Annotated in this window: 17 protein-coding genes; 13 read left to right on the top strand and 4 right to left on the bottom strand. The window is 37.5% G+C overall.

Annotation, left to right across the window (positions count from 1 at the left end):
• Positions 1 to 70: 70 nt before the first annotated feature.
• From addB to ACIQYS_RS05715, 9 genes are all read left to right on the top strand, one after another.
• Positions 71 to 3,565, top strand: coding sequence for a helicase-exonuclease AddAB subunit AddB (gene addB / locus ACIQYS_RS05755; RefSeq protein ID WP_402976076.1), 3,495 nt, complete (start codon positions 71 to 73; stop codon positions 3,563 to 3,565).
• Positions 3,552 to 7,259 carry a helicase-exonuclease AddAB subunit AddA gene (gene addA, locus ACIQYS_RS05750; RefSeq protein WP_402976074.1) on the top strand — a complete coding sequence of 1,236 codons (3,708 nt, stop codon included), beginning with the start codon at positions 3,552 to 3,554 and terminating at the stop codon, positions 7,257 to 7,259. Before addB ends, addA begins: the two co-directional genes overlap by 14 nt.
• A gap of 11 nt (positions 7,260 to 7,270) precedes the next feature.
• Positions 7,271 to 8,467: a DUF418 domain-containing protein gene (locus ACIQYS_RS05745; RefSeq protein WP_402976072.1), complete on the top strand. Its 1,197-nt coding sequence runs from the start codon at positions 7,271 to 7,273 to the stop codon at positions 8,465 to 8,467.
• A gap of 46 nt (positions 8,468 to 8,513) precedes the next feature.
• Positions 8,514 to 9,410, top strand: a complete 897-nt coding sequence (locus ACIQYS_RS05740; protein ID WP_402976070.1) for a fumarylacetoacetate hydrolase family protein — start codon at positions 8,514 to 8,516, stop codon at positions 9,408 to 9,410.
• A gap of 54 nt (positions 9,411 to 9,464) precedes the next feature.
• A complete protein-coding gene (locus ACIQYS_RS05735; RefSeq protein ID WP_402976068.1) occupies positions 9,465 to 9,827 on the top strand; it encodes a YisL family protein in 363 nt (120 codons plus the stop codon).
• 4 nt (positions 9,828 to 9,831) lie between these two features.
• On the top strand, positions 9,832 to 9,990 hold the full coding sequence (locus tag ACIQYS_RS05730) for a hypothetical protein (protein ID WP_402976066.1): 159 nt from the start codon (positions 9,832 to 9,834) through the stop codon (positions 9,988 to 9,990).
• A gap of 877 nt (positions 9,991 to 10,867) precedes the next feature.
• The gene (locus ACIQYS_RS05725; protein WP_402976064.1) at positions 10,868 to 12,301 is read left to right on the top strand and encodes an alpha-amylase family glycosyl hydrolase; all 1,434 of its coding nucleotides are present in this window, start codon (positions 10,868 to 10,870) and stop codon (positions 12,299 to 12,301) included.
• Positions 12,302 to 12,426: 125 nt separating this feature from the next.
• Positions 12,427 to 12,918: an RNA polymerase sigma factor gene (locus tag ACIQYS_RS05720; protein ID WP_402976062.1), complete on the top strand. Its 492-nt coding sequence runs from the start codon at positions 12,427 to 12,429 to the stop codon at positions 12,916 to 12,918.
• On the top strand, positions 12,919 to 13,827 hold the full coding sequence (locus ACIQYS_RS05715) for a sigma factor regulator N-terminal domain-containing protein (RefSeq protein ID WP_402976060.1): 909 nt from the start codon (positions 12,919 to 12,921) through the stop codon (positions 13,825 to 13,827).
• Positions 13,828 to 14,069: 242 nt separating this feature from the next.
• Here the strand turns inward: ACIQYS_RS05715 and ACIQYS_RS05710 are convergent, their stop codons facing one another.
• Positions 14,070 to 14,921 carry a DegV family protein gene (locus ACIQYS_RS05710; RefSeq protein ID WP_402976058.1) on the bottom strand — a complete coding sequence of 284 codons (852 nt, stop codon included), beginning with the start codon at positions 14,919 to 14,921 and terminating at the stop codon, positions 14,070 to 14,072.
• A gap of 11 nt (positions 14,922 to 14,932) precedes the next feature.
• Complete coding sequence (locus ACIQYS_RS05705; RefSeq protein ID WP_402976057.1) at positions 14,933 to 15,754, bottom strand: Cof-type HAD-IIB family hydrolase; 822 nt, start codon at positions 15,752 to 15,754, stop codon at positions 14,933 to 14,935.
• A 138-nt stretch (positions 15,755 to 15,892) separates the two neighbouring features.
• Here ACIQYS_RS05705 and ACIQYS_RS05700 point away from each other — a divergent pair, with 138 nt between their 5' ends.
• Together ACIQYS_RS05700 and ACIQYS_RS05695 are read left to right on the top strand one after the other, a co-directional pair.
• Complete coding sequence (locus ACIQYS_RS05700) at positions 15,893 to 16,651, top strand: prolyl oligopeptidase family serine peptidase (protein WP_402976056.1); 759 nt, start codon at positions 15,893 to 15,895, stop codon at positions 16,649 to 16,651.
• A gap of 48 nt (positions 16,652 to 16,699) precedes the next feature.
• The gene (locus ACIQYS_RS05695; RefSeq protein WP_402976055.1) at positions 16,700 to 17,008 is read left to right on the top strand and encodes a metal-sulfur cluster assembly factor; all 309 of its coding nucleotides are present in this window, start codon (positions 16,700 to 16,702) and stop codon (positions 17,006 to 17,008) included.
• 145 nt (positions 17,009 to 17,153) lie between these two features.
• Here ACIQYS_RS05695 and ACIQYS_RS05690 read toward each other — a convergent pair whose 3' ends face one another.
• Positions 17,154 to 17,723, bottom strand: a complete 570-nt coding sequence (locus ACIQYS_RS05690) for a Crp/Fnr family transcriptional regulator (protein WP_402976378.1) — start codon at positions 17,721 to 17,723, stop codon at positions 17,154 to 17,156.
• Positions 17,724 to 18,003: 280 nt separating this feature from the next.
• Between ACIQYS_RS05690 and ACIQYS_RS05685 the strand changes: the two genes are divergently transcribed.
• Positions 18,004 to 20,130: an ATP-dependent Clp protease ATP-binding subunit gene (locus ACIQYS_RS05685; protein ID WP_402976054.1), complete on the top strand. Its 2,127-nt coding sequence runs from the start codon at positions 18,004 to 18,006 to the stop codon at positions 20,128 to 20,130.
• Between the two features lie 102 nt (positions 20,131 to 20,232).
• Here the strand turns inward: ACIQYS_RS05685 and ACIQYS_RS05680 are convergent, their stop codons facing one another.
• A complete protein-coding gene (locus ACIQYS_RS05680; protein WP_402976053.1) occupies positions 20,233 to 20,421 on the bottom strand; it encodes a YjzD family protein in 189 nt (62 codons plus the stop codon).
• Positions 20,422 to 20,588: 167 nt separating this feature from the next.
• On the opposite strand from ACIQYS_RS05680, the gene ACIQYS_RS05675 reads away from it, so the two are divergent.
• Positions 20,589 to 21,524, top strand: coding sequence for a beta-ketoacyl-ACP synthase III (locus ACIQYS_RS05675; RefSeq protein ID WP_402976052.1), 936 nt, complete (start codon positions 20,589 to 20,591; stop codon positions 21,522 to 21,524).
• Positions 21,525 to 21,548 lie beyond the last annotated feature (24 nt).

The raw sequence follows: 21,548 nt of genomic DNA, 5'->3' as shown, positions 1-21,548 counted from the left end.
CCCTATTGGATGTTTTGTACAATAGAGAAAGGGGTTATTCGGATTTTTTTTAGAAAGGAGTTCTTTTATAGTGTCATTAAGAATTATTAGTGGACGATCGGGAACAGGGAAGACCACATTTATGCAACAAGAAATAGTATATACATTACAACAAAACCCACTTGGGGATCCGATATTTTATATTGTGCCCGACCAAATGTCATTTTCTAGCGAATACGATCTAGCTGCAGGGGCGGGTTTAAAAGGATTAATACGTGCACAAGTGACTACGTTTAAACGATTAGCTTGGCGTGTATTACAAGAAACAGGTGGAATCGCGAAAGAAGAAATTAGCGGATTCGGATACCGCATGCTCATTCGGAGTTTACTAGAAGATCACAAAGATGAATTTACATTGTTTAACAGAGCAGCAACGAAACGAGGTTTTACCGATCAAATAGAAGTACTCATGAAAGAATTCAGTCGTTACTGTTTAGATCACGCCACGATGGCAAACGCATTCAATCAATTAGAAGCAGTAGAAGCACCTAAAACATTACTCGATAAATCAGCTGATCTTATGCTAATGCTCGATTTAATGGAGCAAAAATTAGGGACAAGCTATATCGACGGAGAAGGGTTTTTAACTTTGCTTGCTTTGAAAATAAAAGACTCGCGTCTGCTTGAAAAAACGGAACTTTACATCGATGGATTTACTTCATTTACAACGAGAGAATTAGAAATTATTCAAGCATTAATGAAACAAGTGAAGCGCATTACAATCGCTCTTCCACTAGAGACACTTGCCGACGCACAAGATGAGCAGTCGTTATTTTATCAGCCTGCAAATACTTGCGGCAGATTGATAGAAATGGCACAAGCAGAACAAGTGGACATAGAAGAAATCGTACACCAAGTAGAACAAAAACGATTTGTATCGAGAGAACTTGCCCATATTGAAGTAAATTTTGACCAACTACCACCGGCAGAGATGAAAACTGAGGGTAAATTGCGAATAACTGAAGCTGCAAATAGACGGGCAGAAATTCATGCCGTAGCAAGACAAATACGGGAAATGATGCAACATAAAGAAATACGTTATAAAGAAATGGCGATATTGCATCGGGATGCGGAAAGCTATGAAGGACTAATCGAAACGATTTTCCCACAATATGATATTCCCGTGTTTATCAGTCAAAAAAAATCGATGTTGCATCATCCATTAATCGAGTTAAGTAGAACGGTTTTAGAAGTTATTCGAACTGGATGGAAGTATGAACCAATGTTCCGAGCGATTAAAACCGATTTATTTTTTCCGTTAAATGCTTCTAAAAGTAAGTGGAGAGAACGGACCGATCGTTTAGAAAATTTCGTCCTATCATTCGGCATTTACGGGGATAGATGGTTTGATGACCGGCGCTGGGTATATAAAAAATATCGTGGGCTAGAATTTTACTCGAAAGTGCAAACCGACGAGGAGTTAAGTATGCAAGCAGACTTACATGCAGCTCGTGATATAGTCGTTCAACCATTAAAATTACTTGCGGACGAGCTTGCCAAAAGTAAAACAGCAATGGATTTTGCTACTGCATTATTTACATTTATGGAATCGCTACAAGTGTACGAGAAACTTCAAGTATTGAAGCGAGTGGAAGAAGAAAGTGGTCAATTACTACTTGCTTCTGAGCATGAACAAGCTTGGAATGAGTGGGTGAATGTACTCGATCAATTCGTCTTAATGTTTGGTGAGAAAGAGATGACTGTAGAGGATGCGGCGAAAATTTTAGATGAAGGTTATGACCAACTAGCATTTTCACGCATCCCACCAACGATTGATCAAGTTACCTTTGCAAATGTGGATATTGCACGTTTGACAAATATAAAAGCCGTGTTTGTCGTTGGGGTAAACGATGGTGTATTCCCAAAACGGATGGATCATGAAGGCTTACTGTCCGATACGGAACGAGAATGGTTTACGCAAGTAGGTTTTGAGTTAGCGCCAACTTCGAAAATGCGCTTGCTCGATGAAAATTATTTAGTGTATAAAGCATTCGTCACTGCATCAGATTATTTAGCCGTTTCGTATCCTATTGCAGATAGTGAAGGAAAAGCACTGCTCCCATCGATGTATATTAAAAAAGTCCAACAAATGGTCACGGATGTCCCAGTAGAGTTCGCTGTAATGGATCCAACTGATAACGCAAATGCTGCATTCGATCTCCAATCGATTAGTCATCCAAGAACGACTTTACCATATGTGGTGATGCAAATTCGAAAAGCATTAGAGACTGGAGAATTACCTGAAGTTTGGCAATCGGTATATCAGTATTATTTGGAAGATCCATATTGGTCTACCATTTTAAAGCGTGTTGTTAAACCTTTAATAGTTGGCAATCAAACAGAAAGACTCCCGCAAGAAATAACATCTGCTTTATACGGAGAAACGATGATTTCAAGTGTTTCCCGCGTAGAACGATATTATAGTTGTCCATTTGCGCATTATGCAGCATATGGATTGAAGCTGGAAGAGAGAGCAGAATATCGTTTGGAAGCACCGGCAATAGGGGATTTATTCCATGCTGCACTCAAGTGGATTGCAGACGAAACGGCAAGACTTGGCTTAACATGGGCAGATCTTTCTAGAGAGCAATGCGCAGCGCTTGCCAAACAAGCGGTCGATATGATCGTGCCAGTATTTGTGCATCAATTGTTATTAAGTACGAATCGTTATCGATATATTCAACGTAAATTAGAGCAAATAGTGGCATCCACCCTTTTTGCACTTAGCAAACATTCTAAAGTATCGACTTTTGTGCCAATCGCAATTGAAGCGGGTTTTGGTCCAGGAGAAGATTTACCCGCATTAGAAATACCGTTAAAACGTGGTCGTAAAATGCAATTACGTGGGCGAATCGACCGAGTAGATGCGTCCAATGTAAATGGTAATCTGTTTGTTCGGATTGTGGATTATAAATCATCTCGTAAAGGGATTGATTTGAACGAAGTGTATTATGGACTATCGCTTCAAATGCTCACTTATTTAGACGTTGCGATTGAAAACGCGGATATTTGGTTGCATGAAAATGCAGAACCAGCAGGTGTATTATATGTGCATATGCATAATCCTTTTATTAAAACGCAAAAGGAAATGAATGATGCGGAATTACAAGAAGAGATTTATAAATCGTATAAGATGAACGGATTACTACTTGATGATCCAGCAGTAGTCATGGAAATGGATGAGCAAATCGAAGGATTTTCTAAAATCATTCCAGTGCGTATGAATAAAGACGGAAACTTGTCGAAATCGTCTTCAAAAGTAGTAGAGCCAGAGCAGATGAAACTCCTTCAATCGTTTGTACGTAAAAGACATGAACAAGCCGGTAATGGAATGAATGCAGGAGATACGCGTGTTTATCCGTATCGTATAAAAGATAAAATGCCTTGTACGTATTGTGCATACCAAAGTGTTTGTCAATTTGACCCACAAGACCCAAGTCAACCTGTACGAAATTTAAAAGTAGAGCAACCTGATATCGTCACTGAAAAAATTCGAAAGGAGATGAGTACAGATGAACATTCCTGAAATGCCATCAGAGTTAACATGGACACCTGCCCAGTGGAAAGCGATATGGGCAACCGATTCTGACGTCCTCGTATCCGCAGCAGCGGGTTCTGGGAAAACGGCTGTCCTCATCGACCGGCTCATCCAAAAAGTAATTGCGAAAGAAAATCCGATTAACGTGGATGAGTTATTAGTCGTAACTTTCACTAATGCTTCTGCAGCGGAAATGCGCCACCGAATGGGAGAAGCACTTGAAAAAGCAATCGCACTGGATCCAACATCTACACATTTGCGCAAGCAGTTAAGCCTTTTAAGTAAAGCGCAAATATCAACGCTACATTCTTTTTGCTTAAATATTGTTAAACAATATTCGTATATGCTAACAATCGATCCTGGATTCCGTATTGCAAATGAAGCAGAAGCAGCGCTTATCCGGGATGATATTTTAGCGGAAGTGTTAGAAGAAGCATACCAAATGGAAAATCCAGAAGCGATGTATAGACTGTCAGACAGTTTCACATCGGATAGGGACGATCAATCGATTGAGACGATGATTGAAAAACTATATACATATGCCCGTGTACATCCGGAACCAAAAAAATGGTTACTTGCGATACCTGAAGCCTATACATTACGAGAAGATATGACGATAGATGAACTTTCTTTTATCGAACCGTTGAAACTCGCTATCATTCACCATTTAGAAGAAGCAATTGCAGTAGCCGAAGAAATTCGCAGTCTAGCGAATATGCCTAATGGTCCCGCTCCACTTGCGGAAACTGCGCTAAAAGATCAAGAAGTGATTAGGGAAGCCATTCGCCTGATGAAAATGAGTACTTGGCAAGATGCATTTCATTTTTTTAGTAGCATTTCATGGGCTAAAGCAGCATCAATCAAAAAAGACTCCTGTGATGAAGCATTAAAAAAACAAGCAACAGCTAAACGAACGAAAGTGAAAAAAATAGTAAATGATTTAAAAGACAATTATTTCACTAGAACACCCGCACGTTTACTAGAAGAAATGCGACTGATGGCCCCGCAACTACAAACATTAGTTGAACTCGCCATTACGTATGGGGAACGATATACCGCTGCAAAAAATGATAAAGGGTTAGTCGATTTTTCTGATTTAGAGCATTACGCGCTCGATATATTAACGGAACATGATGAAAATGGGCAACTAGTACCGTCTGAAATCGCAAAAGAATATCAGGCACGTTTCAAAGAAGTGTTGACCGATGAGTACCAAGATGTCAATTTACTACAAGAAACGATTTTGCAATTAGTGAAAAGTGGCGACGAACGTACAGGTAATATGTTCATGGTGGGCGATGTGAAGCAATCCATTTACCGTTTCCGCTTAGCAGAGCCGATGCTTTTTTTAGGCAAGTATCTTGCTTTTAACGACATACCTAAAGATTCAGGTGTGAAAATCGATTTAAATGCAAACTTCCGAAGTCGAAAAGAAGTACTGCAAGCTACAAACTATATTTTCCAGCAAATTATGGGAGAAAAAGTAGGGGAAATAAATTATGACGAAGACGCTTCTTTAAAGCCGCAAGCCCCATACGACGAAATTGATGCACCGGTGGAGCTAGCACTTTTATATGAAGTAGAAGATGGAAGCGTAGAATCACCAGAAGAAGATGACACGGTAAATGCAGAGGAAGAGCTAAAGAAATCGCAAGCCGAGGCTCGTTATATTATTTCCAAAATAAAAGAAATGATCGAGTCAGGAGCAACTGTATATGACCCTTGGAAAAAAACAAGTCGCCCTGTCGAGTATAGCGATATCGTTATTTTAATGCGTTCGATGACGTGGTCACAAGAAGTAACGGACCAATTTAAAGAAGCGGGTATTCCGTTATATGCGGAGCTTTCGAAAGGTTATTTTGAAGCTATTGAAGTGCTTATTATGCTCCACACCCTTCGAACAATCGATAATCCGTATCAAGACATATCGCTCGCATCGGTTCTTCGTGCGCCTTTTGTCGGACTGACAGAATCCGAACTTGCTACGATTCGACTTGCCGCACCAAAAGAGCCTTTTTATGAAGCATTGAAAGTTTTTGTAGCTAGTGGGGCTGCGGGGATTTCAGCAGACACTGGTGAAAAGCTACAACGATTTTTGTTGCAATTTGAAGACTGGCGGAATATGAGTAGAAGGGGTTCTCTTGCAGATTTAATTTGGCGAATTTATTTAGATACCCATTATTACGAAATGGTTGGTTCTATGCCAAATGGAATGCAAAAGCAAGCGAATTTACGTATTTTACATGACCGTGCAGTCGAATATGAAAAAACATCTTTCCGTGGATTATTCCGATTTTTGCGCTTTATCGAACGTATGCGAAGACGGGGAGATGATTTGGGAGCCGCGCGTGCGATGAGTGAAAAAGAAAATGTCGTACGACTCATGACGATTCACGCTTCGAAAGGATTGGAATTTCCTGTTGTATTTTTAGCAGGAATGGGAAGGCCTTTTAACCAAATGGACTTTAATGAACCATACTTATTTGATCAATCATTTGGACTCGCGGTAAAAGCAATTGATCCAGAAAAGCGCATTTCGTATACCTCATTGCCGTTTTTATCAATGAAAGAGAAGAAACAAATGGAGTTAAAAGCGGAAGAAATGCGGGTATTATATGTAGCGATGACGAGAGCAAAAGAGTACTTATATCTCACTGCGTCTATTAAAGATTTGGCGAAGACGCTAGTAAATTGGAAAGATGCACAAGCTCTGTTACCGGACGAAATGCTCCCGGAATATATTCGTGCAAAAGCAAAAGGCTATTTGGACTGGATAGGACCAGCTATTGCAAGGCATACGGATTATGAGCAGCTTTCAGATGTAAGCGAAGCAAATATTGTCGAAAGCGAATCAAAATGGCGGATTGTTGCAAAATGTGTTGATGACCTAAAACTGCCGACAGAAACAGAAGCGAAAGAAAAGCGTTCAATCGACCAACTGATTGACCGAGAAAAAACGACTGTTTTGCCACAAGTGAAAGCACGGTTTGACACGGTATATCCATTTGAACTTTCTACACAGAAGCGATCGAAACAAACCGTTAGTGAAATGAAAAAAATACAACTACTTATGTCTAGAGAAGACGATGCTTATTTTGAACCAACATTGACCACTAACAGTCCATCAAAAGTGGCGAAGCGTCCATTCTTTTTACAACAAGAAGAAAAACTAACAGGAGCAGAAGTCGGAACAGCAGTCCATGCATTTATGCAAAACGTCGATTTGAAGGAAGCAAAAACAACCGAACAAGTACAGGCATTTGCAAGTGAGCTTTACGATCGTGAAATTCTAACAAAAGCAGAACAAGCAGCGATTAATCCAGAAAAAATGGTGCCATTTTTCCATTCTACTATTGCCGAAAGATTACGATCGGCAAAAGAAGTTATGCGAGAATTCCCATTTACGTATGCAATGGAAGATCAAGGTGGCGATAAACAAATTATTCAAGGGGTCGTTGATTGCTTATTTTTAGAGGAGGACGGCCGCTTTGTTTTATTAGATTATAAAACGGATCGTGTAGGGCATTTAGTAAACAATGAAACATTGTTGCAACAAGAAATGAATAATCGGTATGCTATTCAATTGTCCATTTATGCACAAGCAATTGAATCTATTATGCAAGTGGAGATAAAAGAAAAGATGCTTTATTTATTTGATATAAACAAAACGGTTTTGATATAGGAGGAAATAGGTTGTTAATTCGTCCAGTGGGGGAGAAAGAAAGAGTTATTTCAATTGACGTAATGAGAGGATTTGCGCTACTTGGCATTTTTGTCGTCAATATGCTGTTTTTTCATAGTCCATATATTTATATAAATCCATATACTTGGTTTCAAGTTCCGGGAGATTATGAAACGCATAAGTGGATTGACATTTTTGTGCAAGGTAGCGTATATCCGCTGTTTTCGATGCTTTTTGGTTATGGACTTGCGATGCAGTTTATGAAGTCCCAAGAAAAAGGGACATCTTTTCGAAAGTTAGCCGTTCGTAGACTATCCGTTCTACTATTGATCGGCTGTATCCATGCATTTCTTATATGGTCAGGTGATATATTAATCACGTATGCGATCGCGGGATTTGTTTTATTATTAGTGATTCGATTAAAGCCAATTTGGTTAGTATTAATAAGTGCACTATTATTTTTACTACCTAACGGTCTATTAAATGGATTATTGTACTTACTTGGAAAAATGGAGCCGGAAAGTTTAATTATTTATACTGCTATTCAAAAGATTGAGGCATCCGTTCTTGCTTATTCACTTGGTTCTTGGGGCGATATTTTCAAGCAACGACTAGATGACTGGATCTATATGAGTGGCTATGGATTAGTACTTGTCATGATTTTATTCACCATTGTGCCGTTTTTAATGCTTGGAGCAGCAGCAGCAAAAGTAAAATTAATCGAACGAGCTCGTGAATTGAAAGTCTTTTGGATTATCGCCATTATAGTAGGGCTTGGAGCTGGAACAGCTATTAAGTGGCTACCTTATCTAACAGTGCCGAACACTCTTACGATGTCTGTACAAGATACATTTGGGGGGCCACTTCAAGCAATCGCTTATGCAGGCATACTAGCGCTTGTTTGTACAATCCCGTTCATGCAAAAATTGCTTTCGCCAGTTGCAAAAGCTGGGCGCATGTCGATGACCATCTATTTGATGCAATCGATTATTGCAACGACTATTTTCTATGCGTATGGTTTTGGCTTGTATGGCAAAGTCGATATTACTACAGGAACATGGATGGCAGTAGGGATATATGTGCTACAGCTGATATTTGCTGAAGCTTGGTTTATGAAATTTAAACAGGGACCAATAGAGGCACTGTGGAGAAAACTGACTTATCGAAATGATTTGTCTGAAAAAGATGAAAACAAAGTCAATTTGTAATAGACTAGGAGTATGCTATTAAACTACTTGAAGGGGAGTCAAAACGATGAAACTATTATCATATCGATTAAATGATAAAATTTACTTCGGACCAAAAGTTAAAAAAGAAGAGGCTGTATGGGATGTATTAAGCATTCAAGAGACACTCCAGGTATTACCTAATTTTCCTACTACCATAGTAGAAGGTATTGGATTAGGAATGGATTTTAACGAACAAATCCGCCAACTAGTGGAAGCAGCATCCGAAGATGAACATGCAGATACTTTTAAAAGACAATTCACAGAAATAGAATGGTTATCCCCAATACCTCGTACACCGAAAAATATAATGGCCATCGGAAAAAATTACGCGGATCATGCAAAAGAAATGGGCGGTGTAGCGAATGACTTTGTCGTTTTTACGAAGTCCCCAACTTCCATCGCAGCAGATGAACAAACACTTTCTATTCATGCAGATAAAACAAATGCGTATGACTATGAAGGGGAACTAGCGATCGTAATCGGGAAAAAGGGAAAAGACATTCCCTCTAAACTTGCATACGATTACGTTTTTGGATATACGATAGCAAATGATTTAACTGCACGCGATTTACAATCAAAACATCAACAATATTTCTTAGGAAAAAGCTTAGAAGGTTCTTGTCCAATGGGTCCTTATGTTGTCACAAAGGATGAACTACCTCATCCACAAGAACTTACTGTCGTGACAAAAGTAAACGATGAAATTCGTCAAAATGGTCAAACTTCTGATATGGTTTATTCCGTGGAGCAAATAATTGCGGAAATTTCTAAATCGGTTACATTAGAACCTGGAGATATCATCCTTACCGGAACCCCTGCTGGCGTTGGAAAAGGATTTAATCCTCCAAAGTTTATAAAATCAGGCGATATTGTGAAAGTTTCCATTGAAGGAATTGGCACATTAGTGAACAAATTCGAGTAAAATATTTCATTTAATGGTAAGATATATACGTGAATAAACTGTCGAGGTGAAAAAATGGAATTTTTAGCATCAACATATTTACACATTACAACTTGGGTAATTGCGATCATCTTGTTCTTAGTAGCATTAGCAATGACAAATCCAAAAGTAGTGCATATGATTTTACGCTTATTTTATATTTTAATTATTATTACGGGTATTGCGTTATTTATGAAGGGCATGGACTACGGTCAAGGAATGCTTTACGGATTGAAGTTTTTAGCAGGTATTTTAGTCATTGGGATGATGGAAATGTCTTTAGTGAAAAAGAAAAAAGGAAAACCATTTACGACGTTTGTTGTATTATTTTTCATTTTCTTCTTGATCACACTTTTCCTAGGCTTCAAATTACCAATGGGCATTAACTTTTTAGCGTAAGCAAATGATGGGAATATCGTTACTAATTTTTGTCGTTGTATTGATGATTATATTTGTTGTTACTTCCTTTATGATTTCCCGTGTACAAGCGGGTGAAGCGGAATCATTGGATGAAGAAGCGTTACATCATCATATTCTCCATAACACAAAACCACCAAAATGATTGGTGGTTTTTGTTTTTCGCTTAGGAAATTAGGAGAATAATGTTATGTTAATAGATTTCCCCCAACAATTTAAAGTAAGCCACTTTTTATACTAAGCACACTATTGGTATAGTGCGTCTTAACAAGTTGAATAAAGTGTCCGCAATGATTTTCGCTACAGTGCGGACGCTTTCCGTGGGGTGAGCGATGAGCCATTCCCGCCGCTTACGCGTACGTTGGAATGGCTCATTTTGCTCCCTCATCCGGCTGGAGTCGCCGCCTGCAGCGAAAATCAATGGTGTTTGCTAACTTATCAGTGACTATTATTAACAAAAAATATTTGATGAGACAATATCCACTATTAACGCGACAATCTCGCCTTCGAATTAGACAATTTCTTACAGTAAGACTTAACTCGTAATGAGATGGTAATTTCTAAATTGGTTTTATATAAATGCGCGAACGGATGCTAATTGGATACCTTTTCATTAGAATTGATTCCTTTCAATTTTGTTTCTAGCGAGTTGGTACTGATAAATAAGCAATTCCTTTTTGGATTGGAGTGGAAGGGCGGCGACTCCAACGGGATTAAGTGAGCTTGATGAGACTTCGCAACGTACGCGTAGCGGCGGTGAAGGCTCATCGCTCACCCCGTGGAAAGCGTCCGCCCTGAAGCGCAAATCCCAGCGGTCACTAAGACGCATTATCCCTATATTATGAAGCTACCATATGCAAGGGTAATTTTTGGTATGTCACAGTTTGGACGAATAATCGGCTATTTTTGGGGCTTTCGTTCCGAAACGATAGCGATTACGAAAGAGCTTTGATAAAATAACTGTGACATGTTTTTATTAATTATCTAGCATATGCTCTTTCCTAGATAGAGGAGGATTTATCTTGAAATTTAACAAGTGGCTAATGACCGGGTTACTCATAAGTGGTCTATGGATCACATCGACACAACCAATAAATGCCGAAGCAAACGCTTCTATACATAATGAAAGTATTTACGATTTGTATGTAGATCGTTATTTCAATAAAGTGATTACTAATGACTATGATGTAAATGCAAAAGATCCAAATGCCTTTGCAGGTGGTGACTTTTTAGGAATTATAGAAAAAATGAACCATATTAAAGATATGGGATTTACAACGATTTCCATTGGGCCTGTATTTGCAACAGAAACCTATGATGGTAAACGAGTATTAGATTTTAATACACTAGAAAAACGCTTCGGGACACCGGAAGAATTTCAACAACTGATAAGTGAAGCACATAAACATAATGTAAAGATTATGATTGAATTTCCGCTAAACAATTACAGTGTGAATCATGTTTGGAACTCGCAAACAGGGTGGATACAAAGTAAGGAAAATGATGTATTAACATTAGATTTAACCAAAGTGGAAGTACAACAGGCGCTTAAAGATACATTGGTCGAATTTGCGAAAACATATGAGATTGATGGCGTAAAATTGTCCGAATTAAACGGAGCCCCAACCTCATTCATCAACGAAATGATTTCAAGTGTAAAAGAAGTACGCAATCCAATGTACGTAATTGCACTAGAAGAATCGGATGCAAATTTCGACGTCAAGTATTCCGATGATTTACAGGTGAATTTTAGAGAGGCATTCAAAAATACAGATTTACCAACAGAAGGTATTGTGTCAACCGACTATAACGAGTTACTACTATTTGATCATTTAAATACAGAGAGATTTACTTACTATAGTGCGCTAGAAAATATGTTCCCACCAACTCGTATTAAGACTGCACTCGGCGCAATGTTTACCATGCCTGGTGTGCCATATATGACATACGGTACGGAAATTGCGATGAACGGACAACATGCGCAAGAAAGTCACCAGGTCATGAATTTCCGGGTAGATGAAGAGTTAATCGACTATATTAAAGACATTAACAATGTTCGCAATAAATCCGAAACAATGCGTACTGGTAAGCTAGAACTGTTAAAAAATGAGGATGGTTATATCGTTTTTAAACGTTATTCAGCGGACGAAGAATTCATTGTTGTGATTAATAACACAAGCGAAACGAAGCGAATTGATTTAACAAGTAACATCGTTGGTGAGAATAAGGAGTTACATGGATTGTTCGAATCCGATATTGTTCGACCGGATGATAACGGAGAGTATAGATTAGTAGTTGATCGGGAAATAGTGGAAGTCTATCAAGTAACGGATCTTCAAGGGTTAAATAAATCATATATTTTTGCAATGGCATTATCGTATGTATTGTTCCTTGGCTTTTTAGTAATCGTATGGAAAAAAGGAAAGCAAAGAAGAAACGAACAAAATAAAAAATAATAAATATGCAATAACCTCCTACCTGTTTATGGGTAGGAGGTTATTTGTTATAAAAATTAATATTTCTTCTCAGTGTATACTTTCTATATCACTAAATCGTTGTATAAGTATAGGGAGGACAAATGATGAAAAAAGAAAATATACTAGCCTCCTATCTTATCAATCTAGGGGAGGAAGTATTCTATCTATTATTAGCGAAAGGAGCCAAAAAAGAAGATGCGGAAGATATAATTCAAAACACTTTCTACAAAGTATACACGCTGTTGGATGATTTAACAGAGAGCAATATACGTCCATGGTTTTTTAGAGTGGCACTGAATGAATATATTGACTTCAAAAGAAAAAAGGAGCAGCAGAACATCTATTTAACCGAGGAAATTTATCCAAAGCTACAACATACAGACCTCGAATTTGATGCTATTTTAAATAAGAATGAGATTTTCTATTTATTAAAAGACATTAAAAAAGAATACAAAGAAATTTTCTTTTTAAAGTATTACTATGATTTTTCATATGAAGAAATTGCGACTATTTTAGACATTAAAGTAAATAGTGTAAAGCAAAAATTATATCGTGCACGTCAATTTATTCATACAAAAATAGGAGGAAAACATTAAATGGACAATTCGTTAAAAGATGCTTTAAGAAAAGCGAAACGAAAACAATTACTAATAATAGTCATAACTTCAATTATCGTAGTACTTATTCTATTACCAATCCTTTATAAAACAGGCAATTACTTTGCAGCGAAAAGTTCTAAAAGACTTCACGAACAGCTCTTTTTACATAATGAAATTGCCGAACCTAATATTCAAATCAACTCTCAAGTTACGAGTAGTTCTTCCATGTTCGGTGGCAACATTGTGACGAATCGTTCCAAAAATATTAATGGATATGTAGTTCAATGGAGCACACTTACAAGTTCGTATGATTGGCTTCGCATCAAAATTGATAGCAACGAGTTAATACCGGGATTTTATTGGTCTGATAAGGAGTTCTATGAGTTTGATAAACAAACTAAGAATAAGTTTGCGACATTTTATCATCCATCTATTCAAAATTACTTTGATGTGCAAAATGAATTATGGGAAATTTCACAAATGGAAAATTACGTTGCGGAAGTTGCGATTTCTTTTGATCAGCCATATACATTACAAGAAATTCAAACAAAAATTCCCGATAATTTAAACATCGTATGGTTGTATATGACATCACAAATTGCCGATGAAAGTAAAGGGCCTGCTGGGGTACAGGTTTATGGATTTAATCCATGTGATTCACCGAAAGAGGAATACACTAGCTTTATTAAAGCACTCGAAAAATATGTTGAAAATGGTGGTATCGAAAATATCCAGGAGTTTTTAAAGTTAAATAAAAATAAACAGTTTGATGAAGTAAAAATATTAGGGGTAATGCTGACTGGTCAAACTCAAAATTTTAAAGCCCTAGAAAATCAAGATTTTATTCGTGGTGCCTCAGTAGGGGCTACTGCACCAATCGTCCCTTATATTAAACCGGAGAAATAATAATTTAAGTAGTTTAGTTTTGGTGGCAAAACAATTGCCCAAGTTAGGTATTATAGACAAAATATTTGAATTGAAGGACCTTAGGTAGAATTCGCTTAATTCTTGTAGAACTATTACTAGTAAAAAAAGAGAGTGGAACATATGATCTTTAAAGTATAAAAATAAGAAGTGGTGTTATATTAAACATAAAAACGCTCGGAAATTTTTCCAAGCGTTTTTATGCCATTTGTATTGTTTTAATGTTAATCTAATTTATTTAAAAAGAATAAGGCCAACGTTCCTGGACCCGTATGCGCAGCAATCGTAGATCCTATCATATAAATTTCTATATCTTTCGGTGATATTTTTTCTTCGATCATTTGTTTTAAGACAAGCGCTGTTTCTTCATCGTCTCCGTGACTAATCGCAATTACTTGTTCTTCTAAACGTTCACCGCGTTCTTCCATCAATTCAATCATACGCTTGATCACTTTTTTACGACCACGAATTTTTTCGATTGGGACTAGTTTGCCGTCCTCTACATGCAAAAGAGGCTTTATATTAAGCAATCCACCGATAAAAGCACTTGCTTTGGAAACTCTACCGCCTTGTGCTAAATAATCTAAATCTTCCACGGTGAAAAGATGTTCCATATGCTCGGCTTGAAATCTAGTTTTTTCTTCAATAGTTTGTAATTCAAGACCTTGATCTTTTAAACGGACAGCCTCTTTTACGAGCAGTCCATAACCAAGTGAAGCACATTTAGAATCAATAATCGTTAACTTTAAATCGGGATATGTTTCCATTACTTGTTCACGCATCATCACCGCTGTACTATATGTTCCGGAAAGTGAGGATGAAAAGGCAATATACAATCCTTCCTCTCCGGATTTCGCTAAATCCTCAAACACACGCAAAAAGTTTTCTGGTGAGGCTTGAGAAGTTTTGGGATGTGCTCCTTTTCGAATCTCTTCATATACTTGTTTCGCATCAATTCCAATTACGTCTTCGTATTCCTGCTCCCCAATATGCACTCGCAGCGGGAACAATTCTACTTGACGTGATTCATAAAAAGATTTAGGTAAATCACTAGCACTGTCTGCATATAATTTCATCTTTTATCCCCCTAAAATGCTATTTGCTTTAATTTTAATCTCTCTATTAAGAAATCTGCTATTCCATCTTCATTGTTTGTGTTCGTTATTTCGTTTGCGATATTTTGCAATGGTTTGATTGCATTCCCCATTGCAACCCCAACTCCTGCATACTCAATCATTTCCAAATCATTGTCTTCATCTCCAAAAGCAATAATTCGTTCTTGAGGTATGCCTAAATAAGAGGAGACATGAGATAAGCCAACCGCTTTGTTTAACCCGTGGCGAACAATTTCGATCACATCCCACGGCGCACCCCATCTACGGTGATCAATTACTTCTGCGTGGACATCGCGTAAATGTTTACGGACTAAATCGACCGAATCTTCCTCCGCATGAATAAGTAAACTCGTAGGATCTTTTTGTAAAAAAGTACGTAAATCACCGGTCGTAATGTTAGGATTCCCTAATGCAAATGCAGACATCATTTGTTCATCATGATAATGTAAGTAGACGTCATCTAGCACTTCTGCAAGCATATTCTTAATGGAGTAGCTTTCTACAGCCTCGACTACTTCCTTTACGACTTTCAATTCGATTGGTTTATGTACAGTTTGCCATGATTTATTCATAGGGTGGTGTACAAATGCTCCATTAAAATTGACAATTGGTGTTGTTAAACCAAGCTCTTTATAATACATTTCACTCGATCTATACGGTCTTCCAGTTGCAATCATTACTTCATGGCCTTCTTCTTTTGCTTGAAGAAGTGTGTTTTTCGTTTTGTTCGAAATAACCTTTTCATCTGTTAATAAAGTTCCATCTAGATCTAATACTATTAAATGACGTTGCAATTGAAAAACTCCCTTCTATTCTTATATAAAGTGTATCGTGTTCATATAAGAAGGTCAAAATGTATAGTTTATGCTTTTTGTAAATTTTGAATTGCTTTGTTAAAATAATAATATATACAAAAAGGTGGGGGAAGTAAAATGATTGTACAACAAGAATCCTGGCGGAATATTCCTTTATTACATATTTATCATGAAGAAACGCAAAATAATGCACCAATCGTTCTTTTTCTACACGGTTTTGAAAGCGCAAAAGAACATAATCTCCATTATGCTTATCAATTAGTCCACGATGGATGTCGTGTCATTTTACCAGATGCCCACTTACACGGAGAACGAGATGAACAATTAGATCAAGTCGAGTTAAGCCTACGTTTTTGGGAAACGGTATTAACTTCGATAGAAGAAGTGGGCATTTTAAGAGAAGAACTACAAAAACGTGGCTATATAACCAATCAGAAAATTGGGATTGCTGGTACTTCCATGGGTGGTATTACAACGCTTGGTTGCTTAACTTCCTATCCTTGGATAGATGCAGCGGTCATCTTGATGGGAACTCCAGGTTATGTGGAGCTTGCGAAAGCACAGATGGAACAAGTGGAGCAAAAAGGCTTTCAAATACCATTAAATGCGGAAGAACGAAAAAATATGCTTGATACTCTAGCTACGTTCGACGCAACAAACCAAATGGAAAAACTAAAAGGCAAGCCGCTGTTTTTCTGGCACGGGGAAAAGGATTCAGTTGTACCTTTTGCACCTACCGCTCAGTTTATTAAAATATTGGAAGAAGAATTTGGAAATCACTCGATCGAATTTATGAAAGAAAAATCAGCAGGACATGCCGTATCACGTAAAGGGATGTTAGCAGCAACGAAATGGTTTGCAAACAGTTTGGCATAAATACACTAGTTTGTTATGATGAATGAAAGTGATAAAGGAGGATTTCAAATGAATCAAGATATGAAAGACAGCATGATGGCTGCACTTGAAAATGTTATTGACCCTGAGTTAGGCATTGATATTGTCAATTTAGGTTTAGTATATGATGTAGATTTGACGGAAGAAGGTACGGCAAACGTTACAATGACACTAACATCTATCGGTTGTCCAATGGGACCGATGATTGTGGATCAAGTAAAAACTGCCCTAGGTGAATTACCAGAAGTAAAAGAAACAGAAGTAAACATCGTCTTCAATCCACCATGGTCAAAAGAAAATATGTCAAGATACGCAAAAATCGCTCTTGGTATTAGATAAATAGAAAAAGCGCAAGGCATCTCTTAGATCGCCTTGCGCTTTTTTACGGGAAGAACTGCTTCGTTTTAGGAACTAAATGGTAAAGAGCAACCAAACAAAAATCAAAAAGCACTCATCATAAGCGAAAGCATGAAAAGTGCGTTAATTAATCAATCCGGCAAATATGTAATGGGCAATTGTCGCATTCTACTTCGGTTCGTAGAAAATGCAAATCATGTATGGTAATAATCCCTTTAACAAACGTAATGATGCCAAGCTTTTTTAAATCATTTAGCATTCGATTAACTACTTCTCGGCTCGTAGCACAAAAGTTTGCTAATTCTTGATTTGTTAAGGCATAGTCGATTATCACGCTACCATCCATTTGTTCTACACCATATGTGTTAGTAATACGAATTAGCGTAGAATAGAGCGCCCCTTTTTTGCCATGCAACAATAAGTCTCTAAAGCGAGTTTCATTTTTTAAGTTATGTGTTTGAATAACTTTCATCCATTCTATTATTAGCAAGGAAGAGGAAGATAAGAGTTTTTCGAGCTGATCACGGGGTATTACTAGTAAATGAGTGGGTTCATTCGTGTGTGCTGAAACGGAATGATAAATAACTTCGCAAAAAACAGAAGTTTCCCCGATAAAAGCATTTGGACCTGCAATGCGAATAGTTAACACTTGGCCACTTTCTGTATCTTTCGTTATTCGGACAGAGCCTGACTGGATAAGATAGACATCTTCCTAACGTTCTCCTTCAAGGAAAACAGGGCGATTTTTTTCTATTTTATGAATGGAACCAAATTGTTCAAATAATGAATAAATACCTTGGGGTGTTGAAGTATTATCGTCCATATAAAATCACAACCTTTCCATTGCTAGGATAATAATAGCATATTCACTATATGTATCGAGTTAAGATCACATTTCTTTACAAATTTCACAAAAGGATATTATAATTGAATTAGTCAAAGAAGGTCAAACAATTTCAAAAAGGAGATGTTTGGTTATGCAAATGAAACAACAGGATGAAAAAAGCCCTTTAGAAACGTACGGACGTAATTTAGTTACGGCTGTTAAAGAAGGGAAAATGGATCCAGTTATTGGTCGAGACCAAGAAATTAGAGATGTTATACGAATATTATCAAGAAAAACAAAAAATAACCCAGTGTTAATAGGAGAACCAGGTGTTGGGAAAACGGCTATTGTCGAAGGATTAGCACAACGAATCGTTCGAAAAGACGTACCAGAAGGATTAAAAGAAAAAGAAATTTTCGAGCTTGATATGAGCTCCCTTATAGCTGGTGCGAAATATCGAGGAGAATTTGAAGAGCGTTTGCAAGCTGTCTTAAAACAAGTGAAAGATAGCGAAGGGCAAATTATTTTATTTATCGATGAAATTCATACAATAGTAGGCGCTGGTAAAACGGATGGTGCGATGGATGCAGGCAATATGTTAAAACCGATGCTGGCACGCGGTGAACTGCATTGTATCGGTGCTACGACATTAGATGAATATCGCATGTATATAGAAAAAGATCCTGCACTTGAAAGACGATTCCAACAAGTATTAGTGCGAGAACCATCCGTAGAAGATACCGTATCTATTTTGCGCGGATTAAAAGAACGTTTTGAGCTACATCACGGTGTCCGCATTCATGACCGTGCGATTGTGGCGGCAGCGGAACTTTCGAATCGATATATCACAGAACGATTTTTACCCGATAAAGCAATTGACCTTGTAGACGAAGCGTGCGCGATGATTCGAACAGAAATAGATTCGATGCCACAAGAGCTCGATGAAGTAACAAGAAAAATGATGCAATTGCAAATTGAAGAACAAGCATTAATGAAAGAAAAAGATGCTGCAAGTCAAAAACGCCTAGAAAATTTACGTGAAGACTTAAAAGAATTGGAGCAATCCTCTAGTGAGATGCGCAATAAATGGACAGAAGAAAAAGAATCCATTCAAGTAATTCAACAAAAACGAGAAGAATTAGACCGATATCGTAGAGAATTAGAAGATGCGGAAAATAAATACGATTTAAACAAAGCAGCAGAACTGCGTCATGGGAAAATTCCGACATTAGAAAAAGAATTACATGCTTACGAGGAACAAGTTAACGAAGACGCAAGTAATAGATTATTGCGAGAAGAAGTAACCGCAGAAGAAATTGCTTCTATCGTTTCTAGATGGACAGGAATTCCAGTGACGAAACTGGTAGAAGGAGAACGCGAAAAATTGCTCCGTCTAAAGGAGACGCTCGGAGAAAGAGTAGTCGGTCAAGACAAAGCAGTTCAATTAGTAACAGAAGCGGTTTGGCGTGCAAGAGCAGGTATTAAAGATCCGCATAAACCAATTGGTTCTTTCTTATTTTTAGGTCCTACTGGTGTTGGGAAAACGGAACTTGCTAAATCACTTGCTGCGAATTTATTTGATTCAGAAGAGCATTTTATTCGAATCGATATGTCCGAGTATATGGAAAAACATAGTGTTTCTAGATTAGTTGGTGCACCTCCAGGATATATTGGTTATGAAGAAGGCGGTCAATTAACTGAAGCAGTGCGTAGAAATCCATATTCGGTTGTCCTACTGGATGAGATTGAAAAAGCGCATCCAGACGTTGCGAATATTTTATTGCAATTAATGGATGACGGAAGAATCACGGATAGTCAAGGACGAATCGTTAATTTCACAAATACAATTGTTATTTTAACTTCCAATATAGGTTCTCAATATTTAGCAAGTACAACAGGTGTTGTTGGTGAAGAGGAAGAGGCATTAGTAATGGCCGCTCTACGTGAACATTTCAAACCCGAGCTATTAAATCGTATGGACGACATTATTATGTTCCATTCACTCACTACCTATCATTTTGAAAAAATTGCAGAGAAATATGTGAAACAGCTACAAAATCGTTTGCTTGAACAAGAAATCACATTGCAAGTGGAAGATTCGGTTATTAAATGGATTGTAGATGAAGGCACGGATGCGGCGTTTGGTGCAAGACCATTGAAAAGATTCATTCAACGACATTTAGAAACAGCGGTAGCTAAATTATTAATCGGAGGCACGGTACTTCCGGGTGGAACAGTAATTGCCTCAACTGAAGATGGGGAACTAATTATTAAGTAATCGCAAGATACACACTTCGAATCGCAAGATACCTGCTCACCAGTGGTTCTTTTATTTCCAAAAGCAAAAATAAAACAGCTCCCAATTTCGGGGAGCTGTTTTTTAGTGTTGTTCTTTTGGAAGTGGATCGTTTGGAATAATTGCAGCAATGATAAAAATCATAATTGCAACAGGTACAGACATGATAAGTCCATTTTCAAATACAAATGGTACTGCTTGTACAGAACTTACTACATAATTTAACATAGAAACTAAAATTGCTGACCAAACAAATGTCATAATATATTGCATGAAATTTCACCTCGAAGCGCTAATTTTTACTATATGTATCATACCATAACAAAGAATTTTACAAAAGAATATTTAAAGAAGGAAACTCCGTTGTTGAAAAATGTACATAAATTCGTTATTATTATTACCAGGTACTAATAATAGATTATAAGAAAAGGGGAACTTTCATGAATGCAGGAATTATTGGGTTAGGAACATACTCACCTGAAAAAGTATTGACAAATGAAGACCTTGAAAAAATGGTAGATACCTCAGATGAATGGATTCGAACAAGAACTGGAATAGAAGAAAGAAGAATAGCAGGCGATGATCAAAATACATCGCATTTAGCATTTGAAGCAGCAAAAGAAGCAATTAAAGATGCAGGAATTTCACCTGAACAAATTGGACTTATTCTAGTAGCGACTGTTACACCAGATTATCCGTTTCCAAGTGTTTCCTCCATGCTACAAGATCAATTAGGTGCAACCAATGCTGCGGCAATGGATATTTCGGCAGCTTGTGCTGGTTTTATGTATGGTTTAGTTACTGCAAAACAATTTGTAGAATCTGATACGTATTCACATGTACTTGTAGTAGGTGTAGAAAAGCTTTCTAAAATTACGAATTGGGAAGATCGTAATACTGCAGTATTATTCGGAGATGGAGCAGGAGCGGCAGTAGTTAGTAAAGTTTCAGAAGGTCGTGGAATTTTATCATTCGAGCTAGGCGCTGCTGGAAGCGGTGGAAAACATTTATTCCAAGATGGTCCATATTTATCTATGAATGGACGCGAAGTGTTCAAATTTGCTGTTAGACAAATGGGTGAATCTGCGGTTAATGTGATAGAGAAAGCGGGACTTTCCAAAGAAGATATTGATATGTTAATCCCTCACCAAGCGAATATTCGTATAATGGAAGCATCGAGAGAAAGATTAGCATTACCAGAAGAAAAAATGTCTAAAACGATTCATAAGTATGGAAATACTTCATCGGCTTCCATTCCACTTTCTTTAAAAGAAGAAGTAGATAACGGCAAAATAAAAGACGATGATATACTCGTTATGGTCGGTTTTGGTGGCGGACTAACTTGGGGCGCCATCACGTTAAAATGGGGAAGATAAATAAATAACTGCTGAAAGGATGAA

The organism is Psychrobacillus sp. NPDC096426 (genome assembly GCF_044762745.1).
GTDB lineage: Bacteria > Bacillota > Bacilli > Bacillales_A > Planococcaceae > Psychrobacillus.
Note: the sequence above shows the minus strand (reverse complement) of the source record. Positions and strands in the feature narration are given on the sequence as shown.